The organism is Moraxella oblonga NBRC 102422, assembly GCF_001598275.1.
Lineage (GTDB): Bacteria > Pseudomonadota > Gammaproteobacteria > Pseudomonadales > Moraxellaceae > Moraxella > Moraxella oblonga.
Genome location: NZ_BCYQ01000029.1, coordinates 1 through 20,188, shown reverse-complemented (window position 1 = coordinate 20,188; position 20,188 = coordinate 1). Strand labels below are relative to the sequence as shown.

At 43.1% G+C, this 20,188-nt stretch carries 20 protein-coding genes and 1 tRNA gene; 3 read left to right on the top strand and 18 right to left on the bottom strand.

The window, feature by feature from the left end; genetic code table 11:
* Positions 1-17: 17 nt before the first annotated feature.
* The gene (locus MOB01S_RS08620) at positions 18-347 is read left to right on the top strand and encodes a hypothetical protein (protein WP_066803988.1); all 330 of its coding nucleotides are present in this window, start codon (positions 18-20) and stop codon (positions 345-347) included.
* Here MOB01S_RS08620 and MOB01S_RS08615 read toward each other — a convergent pair.
* From MOB01S_RS08615 to hpt, 14 genes are all read right to left on the bottom strand, one after another.
* Positions 344-1,510, bottom strand: coding sequence for a vWA domain-containing protein (locus MOB01S_RS08615; RefSeq protein WP_066803985.1), 1,167 nt, complete (start codon positions 1,508-1,510; stop codon positions 344-346). The genes MOB01S_RS08620 and MOB01S_RS08615 overlap by 4 nt on opposite strands.
* A gap of 66 nt (positions 1,511-1,576) precedes the next feature.
* Positions 1,577-1,951 (bottom strand): hypothetical protein, encoded by a 375-nt coding sequence (locus tag MOB01S_RS08610; RefSeq protein WP_066803982.1) that lies wholly within the window; start codon positions 1,949-1,951, stop codon positions 1,577-1,579.
* A 111-nt stretch (positions 1,952-2,062) separates the two neighbouring features.
* Entirely contained in the window at positions 2,063-2,410 is a 348-nt protein-coding gene (locus MOB01S_RS08605) for an Imm10 family immunity protein (RefSeq protein ID WP_066803979.1), read from the bottom strand.
* Positions 2,411-2,437: 27 nt separating this feature from the next.
* On the bottom strand, positions 2,438-3,655 hold the full coding sequence (locus MOB01S_RS08600; RefSeq protein WP_066803976.1) for a YncE family protein: 1,218 nt from the start codon (positions 3,653-3,655) through the stop codon (positions 2,438-2,440).
* Between the two features lie 52 nt (positions 3,656-3,707).
* Positions 3,708-6,152: a DUF5682 family protein gene (locus MOB01S_RS08595; protein ID WP_066803974.1), complete on the bottom strand. Its 2,445-nt coding sequence runs from the start codon at positions 6,150-6,152 to the stop codon at positions 3,708-3,710.
* A gap of 40 nt (positions 6,153-6,192) precedes the next feature.
* Complete coding sequence (locus MOB01S_RS08590; protein ID WP_066803972.1) at positions 6,193-7,116, bottom strand: hypothetical protein; 924 nt, start codon at positions 7,114-7,116, stop codon at positions 6,193-6,195.
* Complete coding sequence (locus MOB01S_RS08585) at positions 7,094-7,342, bottom strand: hypothetical protein (RefSeq protein ID WP_066803970.1); 249 nt, start codon at positions 7,340-7,342, stop codon at positions 7,094-7,096. Before MOB01S_RS08585 ends, MOB01S_RS08590 begins: the two co-directional genes overlap by 23 nt.
* 24 nt (positions 7,343-7,366) lie before the next feature.
* The gene (locus MOB01S_RS08580; protein ID WP_066804023.1) at positions 7,367-8,449 is read right to left on the bottom strand and encodes an ATP-binding protein; all 1,083 of its coding nucleotides are present in this window, start codon (positions 8,447-8,449) and stop codon (positions 7,367-7,369) included.
* 71 nt (positions 8,450-8,520) lie between these two features.
* Positions 8,521-9,969 (bottom strand): DUF5691 domain-containing protein, encoded by a 1,449-nt coding sequence (locus MOB01S_RS08575; protein ID WP_066803965.1) that lies wholly within the window; start codon positions 9,967-9,969, stop codon positions 8,521-8,523.
* A gap of 119 nt (positions 9,970-10,088) precedes the next feature.
* On the bottom strand, positions 10,089-11,546 hold the full coding sequence (locus MOB01S_RS08570; RefSeq protein WP_066803962.1) for an SWIM zinc finger family protein: 1,458 nt from the start codon (positions 11,544-11,546) through the stop codon (positions 10,089-10,091).
* Positions 11,547-11,740: 194 nt separating this feature from the next.
* Complete coding sequence (locus MOB01S_RS08565; protein WP_066803959.1) at positions 11,741-12,145, bottom strand: RNA-binding S4 domain-containing protein; 405 nt, start codon at positions 12,143-12,145, stop codon at positions 11,741-11,743.
* Complete coding sequence (locus tag MOB01S_RS08560) at positions 12,142-12,621, bottom strand: hypothetical protein (protein ID WP_066803949.1); 480 nt, start codon at positions 12,619-12,621, stop codon at positions 12,142-12,144. The genes MOB01S_RS08565 and MOB01S_RS08560 overlap by 4 nt, the downstream gene beginning before the upstream one ends.
* Before the next feature lie 44 nt (positions 12,622-12,665).
* Positions 12,666-14,414 carry an arginine--tRNA ligase gene (argS, locus tag MOB01S_RS08555; RefSeq protein ID WP_066803947.1) on the bottom strand — a complete coding sequence of 583 codons (1,749 nt, stop codon included), beginning with the start codon at positions 14,412-14,414 and terminating at the stop codon, positions 12,666-12,668.
* Between the two features lie 205 nt (positions 14,415-14,619).
* Positions 14,620-15,150 (bottom strand): hypoxanthine phosphoribosyltransferase, encoded by a 531-nt coding sequence (gene hpt, locus MOB01S_RS08550; protein ID WP_066803945.1) that lies wholly within the window; start codon positions 15,148-15,150, stop codon positions 14,620-14,622.
* A 296-nt stretch (positions 15,151-15,446) separates the two neighbouring features.
* Here hpt and MOB01S_RS12360 point away from each other — a divergent pair, with 296 nt between their 5' ends.
* Positions 15,447-15,614, top strand: a complete 168-nt coding sequence (locus MOB01S_RS12360; protein ID WP_157073945.1) for a hypothetical protein — start codon at positions 15,447-15,449, stop codon at positions 15,612-15,614.
* On the opposite strand, the gene MOB01S_RS08545 is transcribed toward MOB01S_RS12360, so the two are convergent.
* From MOB01S_RS08545 to MOB01S_RS08530, 4 genes are all read right to left on the bottom strand, one after another.
* A tRNA-Ser gene (locus tag MOB01S_RS08545) sits at positions 15,574-15,664 on the bottom strand. The two genes, MOB01S_RS12360 and MOB01S_RS08545, sit on opposite strands and share 41 nt — an antisense overlap.
* A gap of 44 nt (positions 15,665-15,708) precedes the next feature.
* A complete protein-coding gene (rluB, locus tag MOB01S_RS08540) occupies positions 15,709-16,635 on the bottom strand; it encodes a 23S rRNA pseudouridine(2605) synthase RluB (protein ID WP_066803943.1) in 927 nt (308 codons plus the stop codon).
* A 91-nt stretch (positions 16,636-16,726) separates the two neighbouring features.
* Positions 16,727-17,272 (bottom strand): SMC-Scp complex subunit ScpB, encoded by a 546-nt coding sequence (gene scpB / locus MOB01S_RS08535; protein ID WP_066803941.1) that lies wholly within the window; start codon positions 17,270-17,272, stop codon positions 16,727-16,729.
* Positions 17,273-17,619: 347 nt separating this feature from the next.
* Positions 17,620-18,867, bottom strand: coding sequence for an NnrS family protein (locus tag MOB01S_RS08530; protein ID WP_066803938.1), 1,248 nt, complete (start codon positions 18,865-18,867; stop codon positions 17,620-17,622).
* Between the two features lie 123 nt (positions 18,868-18,990).
* On the opposite strand from MOB01S_RS08530, the gene queA reads away from it, so the two are divergent.
* The gene (gene queA / locus MOB01S_RS08525) at positions 18,991-20,046 is read left to right on the top strand and encodes a tRNA preQ1(34) S-adenosylmethionine ribosyltransferase-isomerase QueA (RefSeq protein WP_066803935.1); all 1,056 of its coding nucleotides are present in this window, start codon (positions 18,991-18,993) and stop codon (positions 20,044-20,046) included.
* The last annotated feature ends 142 nt before the right edge of the window (positions 20,047-20,188 follow it).

Genomic DNA, 20,188 nt, shown 5'->3' with positions numbered 1-20,188 from the left:
TTGTTTTTGGAGTAATGATGAGCCTTTCACTTGATGAGTTGTATCGCAAAAAGATACAGGACATGCGTTTTAATATCAGTTGTGTATCGGCAAATGAGCAAGAATATCCTATTTTTGCGTTGTTTTTACCAGAATTTTCGCCTAATGGGAATTTTGTGAGCCACCATTATGGGCAATGGCATCATGGAAAATCCATCAATATTCTTGGGCTTGATGAACAGGGCAATTTTTACTATCGTTGTGCTGATGGGTCGGTTCGTTATTACCATCATATTCACAAAACGGAAACTTACATCGCCAACAGCGAGCGAGCATTTTTGACCGCCATTCAGCCCAAAACAACCTAACTCCGCACCGCCTTAATGCCATTATCGCCCGCCCACGCCAGCACATCTTCTCGTTTTAGGGCGGTTGCCATCATGTCAGGAAAGGCATCAGGCGTACAGGCAAATACAGGGCAGTCAAGACTTGCAAAAATCTTGGCAAGATTTTCATCATAAGAGGGTCGCCCATCATCTGACAAGGCAAGTAGTGTGATGACATTCACGCCTTGCCGTTTTAGGTTGGCAATGCGTGAAATCAGCTCTTTTTCGTTGCCCCCTTCGTATAGGTCGGTGATGAGTATGAGGTGTGTTTGGGCGGGGCGTTCAATTTTATCGGCACAATACGCCACCGCCTGATTGATGTCCGTACCGCCACCCAGTTGCACGCCAAACAGCACCTGCACAGGGTCGGCAAGGTCATCTGTCAAATCCAGCACCACCGTATCAAAGCACACAAGACGAGTTTTGACCGCAGGAATGCTTGCCATCACCGCCGCAAAAATGGCACTGTACACCACCGAGGTCGCCATAGACCCCGACTGATCCACACACAAAATCACCTCATCAAGGTCGGTCATTTTGCGGTTTTGACACATAAAACCAATCAAAGTCTCTGGAATGACGGTTTGGTAGTCGCTTTGATAATGGCGTAAGTTTGCCTGTATCGTCCGCCCCCAATCAATGTCATTAAAGCGTGGGCGGTAGGTGCGTTTGGATTTATTGACCGCCCCACGAATGGCTTGGGTGGTTTTGCTTTCAAGTTTTTTTAAAAGTTCGTCCACCACTTTTTTGATGACTTGGCGGGCGGTGTCTAGGGTTTTTTCTGGCATGGCAGATCGCAAACTCACCAAGTCCGCCACCAAATGCACATCAGCCTCCATCGCTGACAAAAATTCAGGCTCTAACAGCATTTGTTTTAGCCCAAGCCGTTCAAAAGCGTCCTTTTGTACCACTTGCACCACTGAGCTTGGAAAAAATTCACGAATGTCGCCAAGCCACTTGGCGACTTTGGGGGCAGAACGCCCAAGCCCTGCTTTTTTGCCTGCATCATCATCGCCCGCCCCACCATATAGAGCGGTTAGGGCTTGCGAAAGTCGTCTGTCTTTCTCACTAAGTGAGCCATCATCACCGCCCAAAATCAAATGCCAACGGCGGGATTTTTGTTGTTCGTTGGTTAAAATACTCATCATTTTTCCTTTATGTTATCTGTGGTGCGATTAAATGTGGGGGATAAATTTTAAATCAATAACCATTTAAAATTCCCCAAATAGCCATATCGCCAATTGTTTAAAAACAAATGAAAACACCACCATACCCAGTACAACACCAACAAGTACAATCGCTATCATTTGCAAGGTCAATTTTGTTAATTCAGGTGGTACTTGCTCTCGCCAATTTAGGGGAAATTGGGAAAAGGGTTTGTTTGGATATTTCTTTATCAATCTAAATTGAACCCAGCATATCAATACTACTGACAACGCCGATGGCACAAAATACGCCAATAACACTTTTAAAATATCACGGATTGGGTTTGGGCGATTTAAATAAGGGTGAATCCATAGCAAATAAAATAAGACACTTATCCACACACCATTAAAGAGTTTAATTAACAATGTACTTTTTTTCATCAATTTCACCTTTTTTTGTCAAATAGCTCGTAGATACAAGGTTGGGTTGAACAACAATTAAACCCAACATTTTAAGTCTTGAAATTGTTGGGTTTCGTACCTCAAACAAACCTACGGGCTTAATTCAACATCACTGTCCGAAAATAAATCAATTAGCTTTTGTGTAATGTCTTTATTTTCATCAAAATAAATTTGAATCACTTTCGTTCCTTGTTTAGCGATATTTTGATTATCATTAAAAGTAATTTCTAATAGATTATTTTTAATAACCACCTTTTTTATGCCACCTTCATTAGAAAACTCTCTGGAACAAAATTCATAATAATAAAGCTCAGAATTGTCAATTTCTCTTTGTAAAATCAAATAAGTTGTTGGGTCTGGTTTTTTACTGTCGGCAAAAGCGATTGTTAATATCTTATCTTCTATATAATAGATAGAATTTTGGGATTTAAAGTTCATTTTATATCCTTAACTAAAAATAAAAACTTACCACCACCAAATTTGCTCTTCACCTTTCCAAATAATCAATCTAAATTCTTCAAATAAATCGCCCGTGCCAATGGTATGCGTATCTCGGTATGGTGTGTTTAAGGATAATTTGTGCAAAAATCCAGAATACGCCCCCACCCAAAGCGTTTTGTTATCATCAGAAATCGCCATACCGCTAATGGTAGAACCCAAATAATGTTGCCAAAGTTCTTTGCCTGTTTTGTCCACCGCACGAATATAACCATAAGCATCGCCCAAAATATAATAATCCTCTACGGCAACACCTTCATATACTCGCATTCCATCATCAATGATTGGTAAGTCTTCTTCTTCATCCAATGTTTTAAAATTTTGCATATCAATGCTATTGGTTACGCCATTATAAAAATGACAACTATTGACAATTAACTGCGTATCATCTTTTGAAAACTCACAAAAATGCGGATAAGAACTCATCGGATAAAAATCCGTAATCAATTCGCCATTATTATCCAAAATGGCGTGATTGGAATTTTGGTCGCCTACGGCAATATAGCAATTATCGTGCGATAATGCACCGTGTTCCATACTTAATTCACCATATCCTCTATCATCAGACAACCCATATTTAAGCAACTTCTCTTCATTTTCACTAATTAAATAAATGCCATTAGGAGAAATCAATAATACTTTTTCGCCATTATTAAAGGGAATAAGGTTGGTAATATGAAAATCAGCCGTTATTTTTCTTGCAACAGTTTTTATGACATCACCGTCCCAATGTTCTTTGATAATGATTTTGTCATCAAAAGCAATGGCAAAAATAGTGCCATTTTTGGCTTTGCCAATGGCGGTTATTTGATTGTCCAATTCAATAATTTTATGTTCGTCAATCAAATAAACCTGATACTCTTCCCACGCACCGCCTGCAAAAAACACCGCTCGTTTTTCATCAATGATATTGATTAAACGAATGGCTTGCGACTTTTCTTCAAACATTGAGATAAAAGGAATGTGGGCAGGCGGAAATTGATTGCGAAATTCACTGACTTTATTTTCCAAATTGGCTTTTTTAAGTGCGTCAAATACCGCTGGGGCAAGATGACCCCGATTGTCTTCTGGTTCTTTATCCTTATAATTATCCCAGCCGTATTGATTGGCATAGGCGACCATTTCATTGACTGCTTTGGCATAATTCTCGCCTTGCTCATACCATTGCTTTTGTAACTCTGTCATAAAAAATCCTTAATCGTTGTTTGGTTGTTGTTTGGTAATTATTTTGGATTTATCACCCCAAAATCCCCACCAAATTCGCCAACTGTGCCTCCCAAAGTCCACCAAGCTCATCGTGATAAACAAAGGCATCGTCCGCCCCGCCTGCCCCAAAAATCACATCAAGTAGGCGTTTTTTCTCGGTGCTGTCAAGCCCACTAAACACACGGCGAAACAGGGGCAAATACTGAGTAAAATCCTCCTCATCTAAGGACAAAATCCAGTTTTCTAGGGCATTTAGCAAAGGCTTGTTGTACAAAAGTTGCTCGGTCGCCCCCAGAAAAAACCCTTCAAAAAAACGAGCGGACTGGTTTGCCCCTAGCGAAGGCGACAAAGTTTTTTGTAAAATCAGCCCAAGCACTTCATCGGACAATTCGTCATTTTCATAAAGCAAACGGCAAGCAAGCCCCACCACCTGAAAATGTCCATTATCCACGCTTCCATTTTGAATGCCTGACACCACCTCGCCAAGCGATTGCCACCACACTTCGCCCAAATCATCATTTTGAGTCAGTTTAAGGGCGGTATGCACTTCAAGTACATGGCGATGATAGTCGCTCGCCTCGTCATCATTGATGTTTTTGATGGCATAGGGCAAGCCCACACTCGCCTTGACCGTCAGCTCATACACCAGCTCGCCCACCTTATCCAGCGACACCTTGCGGGCTGTACCATAGCGTTCAAGGTGGATAAGTGGCGACAGGCTTTTTAACAAACTTAGCACATTGTCGGTATGAGTCGCCTTATCTGCTAGGCGTTTGATACCTGCCATTGCCGATTTATCAAGTCCTGCTTGCAAGGCGGTTTGCACTTGACCCACCAGCACATCAAGCTCATCGGTTTGGTTGATGACCTCCATCAAACGGTTGGCACTTGCCTCAAAAATGGTCGTACCATAGACCAAATTTTCCACCAAAGCCACCGAAAATTCAGGCTCCCAGCAAATCTCCCAGCGTTCACGAAAAGTCCCACGACTACTCCCCGTGTGGCGTTGCTCACCCCAGTTCACGCCCAAAATGGCAAGGCGGTGGAGTAGGTGTGATTTTTTAAGCCCAATCTCACTTCGCAAATCCACATCAATCTCTTTGGGGATTGCCTCAGGTTTGAGTTTGGTTTGTTTTTGTAGTCGCTCCAAGTCCTCCAAAAGCGGAGCTAAGGGCAACTCACTCGGCACACTCCCCACCGCCTTGCCAAGTAATACCTCATCGGCAATCTGTTCCCACACCAACGATTCACCAAAGCACAAACACGCCACCACCGCCTCAGTCAGCTCCTCAAAACCCACCACTCGCCTGCCACGCACCACCGCAAGACTCATCGCAAGCCGTGTCGCCTCTATCACAGAGGCGGTGGAGATGACCTGCCCTCGCTCTCGCAGGGCATTGGCGATGTGGGTTAGCCAGTTTTCGTGTACATTTGTACTGTTTTCCCACAAATGCTGATACCACATCGGAGCATCTACGCCTGCCCCATAACCAAAACTGGCAAGGCGTGGCATGGTGTAGGGAATCCAAGTGGTTTTGAGTTTTGAGGGGGCAAGTTTTTTGGGTAAGGATTTTAAAAGGGCGGTGTCGGATTTGACCGTATATTCCAAGACCTTGCCATCATCGGTTAGGGCAAATTGGGGCGACAATGCAGGAATATGCCACGCCCCACACACCACCGCCACACAGTCGCCATCGCCCAAGTCTTTGCTATGCCGTCTGATTTCTTGACGCATAAACGCCTCACGCCAGTTTTCGTGTTCATCATCAGGCACACCTGTCTTTTCGTCCAATGCCTTTTCGTCCAGCACCTTTTGGCGTAAGGCTCTCATCATCTGATGAACCGCCCCAAACACCGCCACATCGTCATCGGTAGATTGCTCAATGACATCATTCCAAAAACTCTCGCCATCATGATAGCCCGCCAATCTGCCTACCACACCAATAGGGTCAAAGCGTAATTGGCTCAATGTCTCATCGCTTGGCTCATCGTTTGTTTCATTGTTTGACTGATTATGAAATTCATTATCTGACCCACCGCTTTTTTCACTTGGCTTGTTTGGCTCGTCCGCCTTATCGCCAACCACACCACCATCGGTCTCTGCCAGCTCATCAGCATTTGCTTGTGCTTTTAATTGTTCTAATTTTTCAATTTCAATTGCCAAATTGACCGCCACAGGCAAATCAATAAACACCACTTCTGCCCCGTGTTTGACCGCCCATAGCACCGCTTGGTACTCAGGCGAAAACTTGGCAAAAGGATAATAAAAATGACATTCGGGCAACTCGCTGGCATAGGCCAAGAGTGCCACAGGCGGACGCATGTCAGCGTGAGCGAGCAGTGGGAGCAAGTCGGTGCAGTCGCTCGCCCCCTCAATCAAGACCTTTTTGGGTTGTAGGCGGTCAAGGGCGGATAATAGGCGTTTTGACGAACCCACTCCGTGATGACGAATGCCAAAATAATGAATGTTTTTCATCGTTGTCTCTTTTTATTGGTTGAAACCAAATTATCCTTATTTATTGATATTGAACCGTTTTGCCGTTACTTAGTTTGGCAATGACCCGATACTCATCACCACTCTTTGCCACTTTGATTTCTTTGATGTCAATGGTGCCTGCCACCAAGCCATCTTTTAGGTCATGCTCGATGTAGGTTTCTAGATAAACACCGTCAAAGGGCGTGAGCGTTTCTTTGTCAAAGACATTGACAAGCAGTCTTGCGTCAATCACTCTTTTTGATTGACCATCACGCCCCACCTCGTCCCTTTCTAGCAAATACGCCACCGCCACGAGTTTGTCCGAACAAAAGGTTTTGGCGTGTTTGAGTTCACGCCCCTGCCAGTTAATCCGAGCCTTGCCCCATTGGTAGATGTCTTGTCTGTCGGTTTTTTGCCATTGACAACCCTCGCCCAGCACTAAGTCATCAGGGCGAATGTGGGGGTGCAAACTTGATAATGACGGCGATTTAAAATGGTATCTGCCACCGCCCCATTCGGTCGCTTTTTCGTCCGCCATGTTGGCAAAAACGCCATTTAATTCATCGCCATAATTGTTTGGGTTGACGATGATATGCTCGGAAACTTCCTCTAATGCTAGGCGTTGCTCATATAAAGGAGCATTGGGATTGTCTCTGGGGAAAATGTTGATTTTGATGTAATATTTGCCATCATCAGCCACTTCATAAACATAATCTGCGTGTTTGTTGCTTGGCACGCCCACCCAAAACAGCGAGTTACTGCCCAGATTAAATGACTCATAGGCTCGCCATTCGTAACCGTTTTCTAGGTAGCGTGGAGGCAATACCACAGGAAAGGTGTGGTCGTGTGTATAAACAGCATGCAAGCGTCCGCCTTGATTGCCATAACCCCAAGGGTTGTGCAAGCCTTTTGCCAACCTAACTTCAAGGAGCGTGGTTTTGTCAAAGGAGCGTGGTTTTGTCAAAAGGCAAGTTCGCCCAAGATTGCCCTTTTTCCTTAGACAAAGTTGTCTCGCCAGTCCACTGCCTATCCTGCTCCCATTTTTGGTGGGTGTATGTCAAAGGCGGAACAGGCAAAGTGGGTATGGGCGTGGGCTTTGGAGCGGACGCATTGCCCTTGTCTTTTTTGACATCGTCAGCAGGACAAGTAACAAGCGTACACAAAAGCCACAAGAGCGAAACTTTTTCCATCACAATTTCCCATAAGGGTTTTGATTATAGAAGCTCATTCATACTATGATAAAACTTAGCATAGTCTTTGCGTTTTTTTAACACCGTTTCCAAATATTCTTCCAAGACCGCTTTGTCTTGCACAGGGTCTTTGATGATTGCCCCAAGCATATTTTGACTGACAATCTCTGCCGACAACAATGCCCCATTTTCAAACCAATGCGACTGCGACAAACTGCCAACCATCACCGCAATGGCTTCGGCGGTGGAGAGGTTGCCCGTAGGCGTTTTTAGGGCGATTTTACCATCTAAGGTCTCGCCCCCACGCAGTTCACGGAACATCGTAATCACCTTGCCAATCTCCTCGCTGGTGTTGGCAGGGACGGGCAATTCTAGGCTATGACCCATTTCCGCCACTCGCTTACTGACAATGGCAATTTCTTCATTCATATCATCAGGCAGGGGCAATACCACGACATTAAAACGGCGTTTTAGAGCAGATGACAGCTCATTGACGCCCTTATCTCGGTTGTTGGCGGTGGCAATGACATTAAAACCCCGTTTGGCATAGACGGCATCGTTTAGTTCAGCGATTGGCATCATTTTTTCAGAAAGCACGGTAATAAGCGTATCTTGGACATCAGAACCCATACGGGTCAGCTCTTCTAGGCGACATAGCGTGCCGTCCTGCATCGCACGAAATAGGGGCGTTGGCACAAGAGCCTCACGGCTTGGACCTTTGGCAAGGAGCTGGGCGTAGTTCCAGCCGTAGCGGATTTGGTTTTCGTCTGTGCCTGCGGTGCATTGGATAACCCTTGTACTGTCGCCACAAATCCCTGCCGACAAATGCTCAGAAACCCACGATTTTGCCGTCCCCGGAACGCCCAAAAGCAGTAAGGCTCGGTCAGTTGCCAAAGTCGCCACCGCCGTCTCAATGAGCTTACGGTTGCCGACATATTTTTCGCTAATGACAGTGCCATCTGAGGTCGTGCCACCCATTAAATATTTGACAACGGCTTGGGGGGAGAGTTCCCAACCTGTGGGCTTTGGACTGGTGTCGTCTGCTTTTAGGGCGGATAGCTCGTGGGCGTAAATGACTTCAGCGGGTTGGCGGAGAATTTCGGTCATAAAAATTTCCTTTAAATAAAATGAGTGATATTTTTTTGTAAGGGCAAATTGCAATTTGCCCCTACCAAACATTAATCTTTATTATCCAATAACGCATTTAAATGCAATACAGATAAAACAGGGTCGGTTTTCATAATGCCTAATGTTTCTAAATGAGCAAGGCATTCTTTGGCGGTGTCTTGACCCACAAGTAATCCTAAGGCACGGACTTCTTGGCAAATATGATAATCATCAATATAGCCTGAATTTTTTTCTTGCCATTTTTGAATATTGGCAATCATTTTTTTATAACTGCTACTGATTTGCAATGCTTTGGCACTAATTTGTAATTGATTAGGCATCACACTCAATAAGTCTAAAAAACCCTCGCCCCTAGTAAATAATTTGTCGGCAAATTCTTGACGAAATGACACAGGCAATCTGGCACGCATTTTTTGCCAATACAAAGAGCTGTTTTTGAGCATGATAGGCATGAGCATGGTGGCGACTTTTTGCACCTCCTCATCGCCCAATAATGGCACGGCTCGCTCCAACAGCACAGCATTAACATCATAATAATGATGATAATTGTGACCATGTTTAAAATCCCACGCCAGCACAAAATCTAAAAACGACAACTCAAATTTTTTGGCAAGGGCAAATAAATTGACCTTTTTTAAATTTTCAAAATTATTTTGGCGTTTTTTGTTATTTTTGGTGGCTTTAAAAGCAATACCGTCCCCTGTCATTTCCAATTCATCAAATAAGTCATCGGCAAGTTTATCTTCATTATCAAATTCGCCCAATCTTGCCAATAAAGTTTTGGCAAGTTCTTTGACTTTTTGTGAGCGGTCTTTATTTAAACTTTGTAAAAATGCTTTGTCATCGTCCGATAAATTGATGGACAATACTTCCACCAAATCCAGTCGTTTTTCTGCCACTTCGCTTGGGGCAAAATTAGCAATCAAATCAAGGGAGGTTTTGGGGTCGCTTTGGCGTAAATTTTTTAGCAGTTTAAGCCTTTGGGCAGGATAAAATTCGTCCCAATTATCCGCCGTCAATGACTCATCAGGGGCGGTGGTTTGTTCGCCATTGACCCACGCCAGCCACGCCAGATAAGGGCTTGGTAATTCGCCCTCAAAATTCATACCGTCTGAGTCATTAAAGTTAGTTTTCATCTGTTTGGGCGGTAGCCAGACGGTCGGTGGCACGCCATAGCCTCGCTTGTGAATAAACATCAAAAGTCGCACCATCGTAAGATAATTATCACGACATTGTTCAAACACCTGCCCCAAAAGTCGCCAAAGATGTTTTGGCAATACAGGCAAATCAAGCTCTGGCAAAGGCTTGGCATGCATCAGCTCGCCACTTGGGGCGTGGTCGTACATCATCATTTCAAACTGGCTAATGAGCGTGATTTTGCCAAGCGTGGACAACTCGTCCCCAAAGGGCAAAGGCTCGCTAATGCCATCATTGGCAATCATCAATTTGGCATAAAATTGGTCTATTTTTTCTTTATTTATCATAGGATTATAATCCATTATTGAACACCAAGATATAAAAAATACAACAAAACCAATATTGGGCGTAAGGTGCGTACAACGCATCGTTTTGGCTTTGAATTATGAATGGCTTTTGTGGTGTCATTGGTGGCATAAACTCAGCATGCCAATAGCCCCCATTTTGTCTGCACACTAAGTAGCTCGCCTGCTCGTCCGTCCCACAAAATAAAGGCAGACTCAATGTCCAATGATAACACAAGCTCGGATAACTCATTGTTTTTTAACAAAATGGTTTCGCCATCATTTATATACCAAAACCGCCCTCGCTCATCTTTGGCAAGTCGTCCCTTGCCCCCAGTGTACAAAAATTCATTCGCCCAAGCAAGGTGGGTTAATTGGGTGGCGTAGGCGGTGGCTAATTTTTGTGAACAAAGCATGGGGGTGGGCGGTAGCGTATCGCTGTCCGCCACTTTGACCGCAGGGTCATAATAAGAAGTGCTGGCGTTGATAAATTTGGTCTCCACCGTCTCAAAAAACGCCCGAAACGGCACACGACTGGGATAATAAACAAGCCGTCCCGCCATCACCGAGCCAACCTTGCCTGTGGTGCGTTTAACCCCACCGCTTGGGTGCTGAAAATCTAAAAGCACGGCAGTGGTTGGCGTGGCAATGTCGCTATTTTCGTCCGCCAAATTTTCGTCCAAAAGTCGCACCAAATAAGTGGCATGGCTAATCAGCCCATCTCGGCGTGTCTCCACCTTCTCGCCCACCACCAGCCACGCTCCCACCACCGACAGGGGCAAGCCCAAAAGCACGGTTTCTTTGTCCTCAGCTTTGGTAATGATACGGCGAACATCGGGGTCATCAGGATTTTTTTGCCACGCTTGACATAAAAGATACCACCGCCCAAAGATTGCAAAGGCAACGCTTGCCCTGTCCGCCTTTGGGGTATTGTGCAGTATAGATGGCAATTCGTCCACCATAGACGATAGCCCGCCTACTTTGGCATCAACAAGACGAGCTGAAATTTGGCGACTGCGTTCACTTGCCTTATCCAAAAACACCCCCATACCAAGCCGTACTTGGTCGTCAAGCCAGCCGACAAATTCACCAAGCCCTGCTGTAATTTGAGCATCAGTGGTGGCTTTGACTTTTTCGGCTCGTTTTTTGGCTTGCTCGGCTTTTTTGGGGTCAAGCAGACTGGAATCGGTGGTGTCGCTGTCAGCAAGGGCGATGGATTTTTGGGTTTGCTTGGTTGGCTCTGGCGTGTCGCTTTTGCTCACTTTTCGCCGTCTGCCTAGCCAGTCCGACACCCAATCAGGCGTGGGGCTTGGCACAAAGGGCGATGAATCATCAACATATCGCCACATCAGGGCAAGGGCGTGTTTGCAGGGGAATTTACGAGAGGGGCAAGTACATTTGTAACCAATATCAGCAACATCTACCGTAACATAGTAGGGCTTTGAACCTGAACCTTGACACTCGCCCCATACGGTGTGCGTGGTCGCACAAGAACCTTGTCCGCTCCATTTGCTTGGGGAGAGGAGTTTTTTGGCGGAGGAGAGGGAGGCTTGGTCGGGGGCGATGTTTTCTATGGTTTGTAAATCTAAGGTCATGATAAGTCCTTTTTTATTTTAGTAATTGTAACACAATTCCCATTGTTAAGTGCAACATTTTATCAAAACATATGGCTATTTACATATGATAATGTGCATTTAGCGACTTTTAAACCATCGTAGATTTACACATATCAATACAAAAACACCCAAATCTAAGAAAAAAATAACAACACGCCCATAATCCATACCACCTACCACTGACTGTTAAATTTTTGCAAATCTCGGCGTTGTTTTTTATCAGGTTTTGTGTCAGGACGAGCAAGGTTTTGTAGTTTGCGTTGCTCAGCAAAAAACTCACGAGTCGCCACGCTCTCAGCCGTCTCCTCGTAGAGTGTTTGGGCAACGGTGGCATTACCCCTGTTTTCGGATAAGGCTTTAATAACAATCACCTTTTCCTCCAAACGAGTGGCGTGTCCTTGACGAATGGACAAAGTATCGCCCACCTGTAGCTCTTTACTGACTTTGATTTTTTGACCATTCATGTGGACTTTACCACCTTCTATCGCTTCTTTGGCGAGTGTGCGGGTTTTAAAAAATCTAGCCGCCCACAGCCATTTATCGGCTCGGACTTTTAATAAAGGTTCATCTGATTTCATAAATTTGCTTTTTCCTTAATCATCTGTACCCACGCTAGGGTTTCTGGGGTTTGAGTCATTGGGTTTAGGCGAAATTCTCGGTCATGATTACAACTGTCTGCCCAACTAATAAAATATACCGTATCGCCCAAGCCATCATTGGGTTTGAGTGTCAATTTGACAACATTATTTTTAAAAATAAAAAAATGATACTCATAATCTATCGCCACAATATCACGATAGGCAATATGTGTCTTCACCCGACCATTGTCAATCATTAGCCCTACACCATCATCAATCACCTCGTGAGCGGTGGCTTGATATATTTTTTCTACATGATGATAACGCACAAAACCAAATATCAACAACACCCCAAAAGGTAAGGGAGCAAATACTGTTAATATCAACAAAATAAAAATACCAATCAGTAAAAATTTATTTTGCCATTTTTGATATTTAACAGTATCGCTGGCAATGCTTTTTGGGATTAGGGTCATGGTATCTTGATAAAAAGGATAAATAAAATCTACCTAAGTTCTTTTTACATTCTCTCTACTGTCTTGATACCCAAGAGTTCTAGCCCCTGCTTTAAGGTTTTGGCGGTCAAATCAGCAAGTTGTAAACGACTGGATTTGATTGGTTCATCAGCAGTCAAAATCGGACAATGCTCATAAAATGCTGAAAACACCCCTGCCAATTCATATAAATATAAAGCCAACGTATTTGGTAAGGCATCTTTGGCGGTGGTGATGAGACATTCTTCAAATTGCAACAATTTTATGGCTAAGGCTCGCTCATTATCATCATTGATGATGATATTGCCTGTCAGCTCATCGCCATTGACCCCTGCTTTGGCAAAAATTGACCGCACTCGGGTGTAAGCATATTGCATATACGGAGCGGTATTACCTTCAAAGGACAACATGGTATCCCAGTCAAAGACATAATCAGTATTACGGTTCTTGGACAGGTCAGCATATTTGACCGCCCCAATAGCAACAGCATTGATAACGGCTTGTTTTTCTTGCTCAGATAGATCGCTTTGGCGTTCATTAATGAGTGCGGTTGCACGCTCTATGGCTTCATCTAGCAAATCAGCTAGTTTGACTGTATCACCAGAGCGAGTTTTAAAGGGCTTACCGTCTTTGCCAAGCATCATACCAAAAGTATGGTGTACCATCTCAAAATCTTGTGGTACAAATCCACCCATTTTGGCAATGCCCCATGCCTGCTTGGAATGTTGGGCTTGGCGAGCGTCTGTGAATAAAATCACACGGTCAGCGTTTAATGTGTGTTTGCGGTATTGGGCGGCAGCGATGTCGGTGGTGGTATATAGATAACCGCCATCATTTTTTTGGATAATTACACCAAGCGGTTCACCCTCTTTATTTTTAAATTCGTCCATATAGACGACCATTGCCCCATCATCTTCTACGGCAAGACCTTGTTTTTTTAGGCTTTCCACCACATCTTTTAGCATGGGGTTATATAGACTCTCACCCATCGTGTCTTTGGGCGACAAGGTTACGCCCAAACGGTCATACAAAGCCTGACATTGGGTCATTGTCAAATCAACCAACTGTCGCCATTTGGCAAGCATGGCTTCATCACCACTTTGTAGGCGGACGACATACTGTCTTGATGTTTCGGCAAATTGCTCATCTTTATCATACAAGGCTTTGGCGTTGCGGTAGAAATTTTCAATGTCAGCAAGTGCCATATCACTTGCATTTTCGCCATTTTCACTTTCAAATTTTTCTAGATAAGCAATCAACATACCAAACTGTGTCCCCCAATCACCGATGTGGTTGGCACGAATGACTTTATTGCCCAAAAATTCTAAGGTACGTACCACACTATCGCCAATAATAGTGCCACGCAAATGCCCCACGTGCATCTCTTTGGCGACATTGGGTGATGAATAATCAACCACAATGGTGTCGTGTTGAATTTTGGCGATGCCTAGCTGTTCATCGGTGCGAGCAGTTTGGGCGGATTTGGCTAAAAATTCACCATTTAAAAAAATATTGATAAAGCCCGGTCCTGCAATTTCCAATTTATCAACGATGCCATTCAAGGTTTGGCTTTGGTCAAGTTCGTCCAGCACTTTTTGGGCAAATTCTCTTGGGTTGACCCCCATTTTTTTGGCAATACCCATCATGCCATTGGCTTGATAATCTCCAAATTGAGGTTTGCTTGATTGTTTAATGACAGGATCTGCACCGCTATCTACGCCCACATGAGTCATGGCATTTGCAAAATGTGAGGAAAGTAAGGCTTGAATATTCATAACAGCTCTTGGATTTGGATAAATATTACCATTATACTAAACTTTATCACATTTGAAAATTATACTCACATCAAAACAACAACCAAATCTAAAAATTATTGACGTTTTATTCAAAATCAACCACTTGATTAATCAACAAAAAAAACCCCAAGCAGACGATGGGGTTTAAAAATATGGTAAAGTAATGATTTTGAGTGGTCAGTAATTAAAGCCCAATTTCACCAATGAATGGTACATGGCGATATTTTTGGTCATAATCCAATCCATAACCCACAATAAATTTATCCTCTACTTCAAAACCCAAAAACTTCACATCCATTTGTATTTCACGGCAAGAAGGCTTGCTAACCAATGTGCAAATCTCAATAGAATTTGGCTCACGAGTTTTCAAAATCTCCATAACCTTAGATAGCGTACGACCAGAATCAATGATATCCTCCACAATCAACACATCTTTGCCATGAATCTTACTGCCCAAATCCTGCACAATTTTAATTTCACCACTTGAAACTGTGCCAGAACCATAGCTAGATACCGTCATAAAATCAAGCTCATGTGGTTTATCAATAACACGACACAAATCCGCCATAAAAATCACCGAGCCACGAAGCAATCCAATTAAAATCAACTCTTTATCACTACTGGCATAATGCTCACTAATTTGCTTACCAAGTTCTTGTACTTTTTTGGCGATGTCATCAGCACTAATCATCACATTGATGGTTGGAGTGGTCATAAAATTACCTATATTGGGATAAATCTTTAATATGAGAAAGTAATCAATAATTACTTTATAAAAACTTCCATTATATCATAAAATTGTATTTTTATCAAAAAAATCGTCTTTATGATTGATTTTTTGCGTTATTATATACAACAACAATTAATTTAATGATATATCAACCGAACTTCAAAATTGTTATGATTTTTGTTTGTGGTGAGCTTGTCAAACCATGGCGGAAAACCGCTTCACCCTTTGATTTAGTTGTGTGATTTTGATATGAATTAAGTATATTTACAAGCACTGGGCAAATGCAACGGTCTGATGAATATTTGGCGTTGTGGCACTTATTGGGCAATCCATCAGGTGTGGGGAAATGCGTCTATTGCGATGATAGATATAAAGACAATACCCCACTAAAAAGCGGGGGATTTGATATGGCGGTGAAGGAGGGATTTGAACCCTCGATACGCTATTAACGTATACACACTTTCCAGGCGTGCGCTTTCGACCACTCAGCCACTTCACCAATCTGATAATTATAACACATCATTGAAAATTTTCAAGTGGTTTTTAATCCACCTTTAAAAATTTAGCTTTGGTAAGATTGAATTTGGGTGTTTTGTCGGATTTATCACGGCGTTTTTGTTGACTTTCACGACTTTGACGAACCTCACGGGTAGACAACGGCTTTTTGTGAATGCGAGCCTGTTTTTCTTTGGTGGCGGTGGTAAGTCCCGCTCCTTTGGCACGAATACCAACCAAATCACTCAATTTGGCAATTTCTTTGGCATCAAGCTCAATAAACCGTCCTGTTTTTAGCTCTTTGGGCAACACCACCGAGCCATAGCGAGTACGAATCAGACGAGAAACTTTGAGTTCTTGGGATTCAAACATACGGCGAACTTCTCGTTTGCGTCCTTCTTTTAGGCTGACGTGATACCACTTGTTCACGCCCGTGCCTCCACCTGCCTTGATATCATCAAACTTCGCCAAACCGTCTTCTAACTCCACACCCTGTGTCAAGCGACTGGCAATCTGGGGCGTTACCTCCCCAAGCACACGCACCGCATACTCACGTACCACCTCGCTAGATGGGTGCATGAGACGGTGAGCCAATTCGCCATTATTAGTAAACAATAGCAAACCAGACGAGTTGATGTCCAGACGACCCACCATAATCCAACGATCGCCCGTCAATTTGGGCAAACGATCAAATACCGTAGGGCGACCTTCAGGGTCAGACACCGAGCAAATCTCACCTTCGGGCTTATAATAAGCAATGACACGATGGCGTTTGGCTTTGATATGGGTACGAACAAGTCGCCCATCAATGCGAATCTCATCTTCGCTGGTAGCTCTGTCGCCCAACGTGGCAAGTTTACCGTTAATAGAAACACGCCCTGCCTTGATAATCTCTTCAAGTTGGCGACGTGAACCAAGACCTAAATTGGCAAGCAGTTTTTGAAGTTTATCGCCTTGTGCGATGTGATCGTTCATGATAAATCCTGTCGGTGGAAAATAACATTTCTCAATGTAAAATAACCATCATATCCCCTTTTTCACAAAAATACAAGGGTGATTTTGTAATTTACATCTCAACTTTTAAACTTTGCAAATCTGGCAATGGCGGTAATTCATCTAAACTATTTAGTCCAAATGCATCCAAAAAGGCTTTGGTGGTGTGCAACAATGCAGGTTTGCCCAATACGTCTTTATGCCCATTTTCCACAATCCAACCTTTATCAAAAAGCTGTCGCAAAATATTACTTGATACCGTTACCCCACGAATCTGCTCAATATCACCCCGAGTAACGGGCTGTTTATAGGCAATGACGCTCAATGTTTCAAGCAACGCCTGACTTAAATGCTCTTGGCGTTCGGGAAATACTTGGGCGATGAGTTTACTATAACTGTCCTTGATTTGTAGACGATAACCACTTGCGGATTTATTTAAATACAACACGCTGTCATTTAATCTATCTTTTAATAACAATAATGCCAATTGCAATTCGTTATCGCCGATAAGTAAATGTTTTTTTAATTCGCTATCAGTCAGTGGCGTTTCACTAGCATGTAACAACACCTCAATACAACGACTCAATGCTTCTTGGGTTTGGTTTTTGGTATCTGTCATAAATCGCCTTTAAAAATATTTGGTAAAATACACCATAAAATCATCAATCCTAATCATGAGGCGTACCCACCTTTTACATTATAATTAAAAATGAGACAAACCACACGTTTTTCTAGAAAAAAAATACAGACCGTAAGTTTTATATCAGACAAGTTTTTAAAAAAACACCCAGCCACTTAATCTGGTAACATCAAGACTTATCTTATTTTATCAGATTAAGTGGTCAGGTCGCCCCATTTTTAAAATCAATTAATATAAAAACACCATATTTATCTCTAAATTATCACTCAACGAAAATCATATCATAAAGGGTGGGTATGCCCTAAATATTTTAAAAATAATTTACATTAGCCAAACAGTCCATCTGTTCTTGGTTTGGTTAATATGGGAATATAAGCCACACAAAATAATGCAAATGCCATTATCCACAAAATCTGTGATGATAAAATCCACGTCATATAATCCCCACCCAACATCGGCAAAACCATCCGAAAAATAGCACTTAGAATAATCAAAATAAATATCGCCCAAACAGATTTTGGGGGTTTATGAATATTACGCCCTGTATGACCAAGCGACACTCTGGACATCATGGATAAAGTCATCACACCAATCCCAAATAACGCCAAACCATGCAAACCCAACGAATGTAAATTAATGTCAGTTTTGGCAAATGGTGATGCCACAAAAAACAATAAACTTGCCGTCATGCCAAAAAAAGCAATTACCAATGACCACAATAAGGGTTTTTGCCAAATGCCATGATGGTACCAGTTGTTAAGTCGCAATACATTAACCATAAAACATACTAAGGCAAAAATACTGCCAATGGTCGCCAATGACGTGAATAAATCAACAATAACAAAACCAAAAAAACTGATAAGATTTAATTTGTCTAATATGTCAGAATTACGCTGTTCAATTTGCACACCATTAGGATTGCCATCTTTGTCCACCGCAATGCCTTTACTGATAAAAAAAGGCAACACACGCCTTGCAATCGTAAATACCACACCAATGATAAGATACAATGCCCCATACAAGGCAATTTGTTGGGCATTGGTGTGATTGGTAAATACCCCCATATAAAAAGCCACATTAGCCATCATCAATAGATTCAATTTGGCAACGATGCCAATTTGGCGTTTTTGGCGAGCCACCCACACTGCTTTGATGACGGCAAAAGCAGTCATGCCCCAAAACAGCACATCAAACACCAACGCCACGACAAGCATAGGAGTACTTGGCATGGCGTGCAATCCAAGCCAAGCTAGGCGTGCCATAGCCCATGCCCCAAAAATAACCCCCAAATGATAACCATAGGGCATGGGCTGATTCGTCCAAGTTTTGACCGCCGTCAGCAAAAACCCTGCCACCACCGCCAACCCATAACCAAAAATCATCTCGTGAGCGTGCCAATAAAAGGGATTTAGAGTATTTTTAAAGGGAGCAATGCCTTGCAAAATCAACAACCAAAGCATCATACTCACCACCGCAAACACACCCGCCCCCACAAAAAACACCCGAAACCCCAAATTTAACACGGGGTGTGGTGATGTTGGGCGTTTGGTAACATTTTGAATATTCATTAACATGATAAGCCCTCATGAAAGTTTTTATCAATCTGATAATTCTACCATAAAAGCACCTTTAAACGGATAGTGATGGAGAAAAATATCAAAGTTTGTTAAAATACATTTTTCATTTTGGGTTTTGTTATGACTGCACCGCTATTGGCTTCTGATTTTGATTATCATTTACCTGATGAATTGATTGCTCGCCACCCACTTGCCACACGTTCCGCCTCTCGCCTACTCCACGTACAAGGCGACACTTTGACTGATTTGCAATTTGTTGATTTACCCAACTTGCTCAATCAAGGGGATTTGCTTGTACTCAATGACACCAAAGTCATGAAAGCTCGTCTGTTTGGGGTCAAAGACACAGGTGGAGCGGTAGAAGTGTTGGTTGAGCGGATTATTGATCACGATAAACGGTTGGCTCATTGTCATGTGCGTGCCAGTCGTGCGTTAAAACTTGGGCAAACGGTAACATTAGCAGATGGCAACATACGTGCTGTGATGTGTGGGCGGGCGGAAAACCTGTTTATTTTACAATTTGATGCACCAATTTTGGCGGATTTGGAAAAATATGGACAGATGCCCATACCACCCTATTTTGAACGCACTGCTGATGACACAGACGACACACGCTATCAAACAGTCTTTCATAACCCTGCCAAACAAGCCAGCGTTGCTTCACCCACCGCCAGTTTACACTTTGACGAGCAAACCTTGCAAACCCTCAAAGATAGGGGCGTGCAAATAGCCTTTGTTACACTTCATGTCGGTGCAGGTACATTCGCCCCTGTCAAAACGGACAATTTATCCGACCACATCATGCACGCCGAATACGCCCATCTACCCCAAAAAACTGCTGATCTTATCAACACCACCAAAGCAGGTGGCGGACAAATCATTGCCGTTGGCACGACCGTAACTCGCACCCTAGAAACCGCTCATCTACACCGTGTCAATGGTAAACTTACAGAATTTTCTGGTGATACGCAGATTTTTATCTATCCACCTTATGAGTTTGGAGTAGTAGATAGACTCATTACCAATTTTCACCTACCCAAATCCACCCTACTCATGCTCGTATCCGCCTTTGCTGGCACGGACAACATCAAACACGCCTATGCCCATGCCATTGCTGAGCATTATCGCTTTTTTAGTTATGGTGATGCAATGTTGCTTGATAAATCAAGCAGTTAGGGGATTTTTATCAAACCACCCCACGACAATCTCGTCAAACACAAATTAAAACACCTCATTGAGCATGATAAAACTCGTCCGTATGACCATTTGTGGAAAAACACCAAAGACATCATTAACACCAATCTCAACTTTGTGCAAT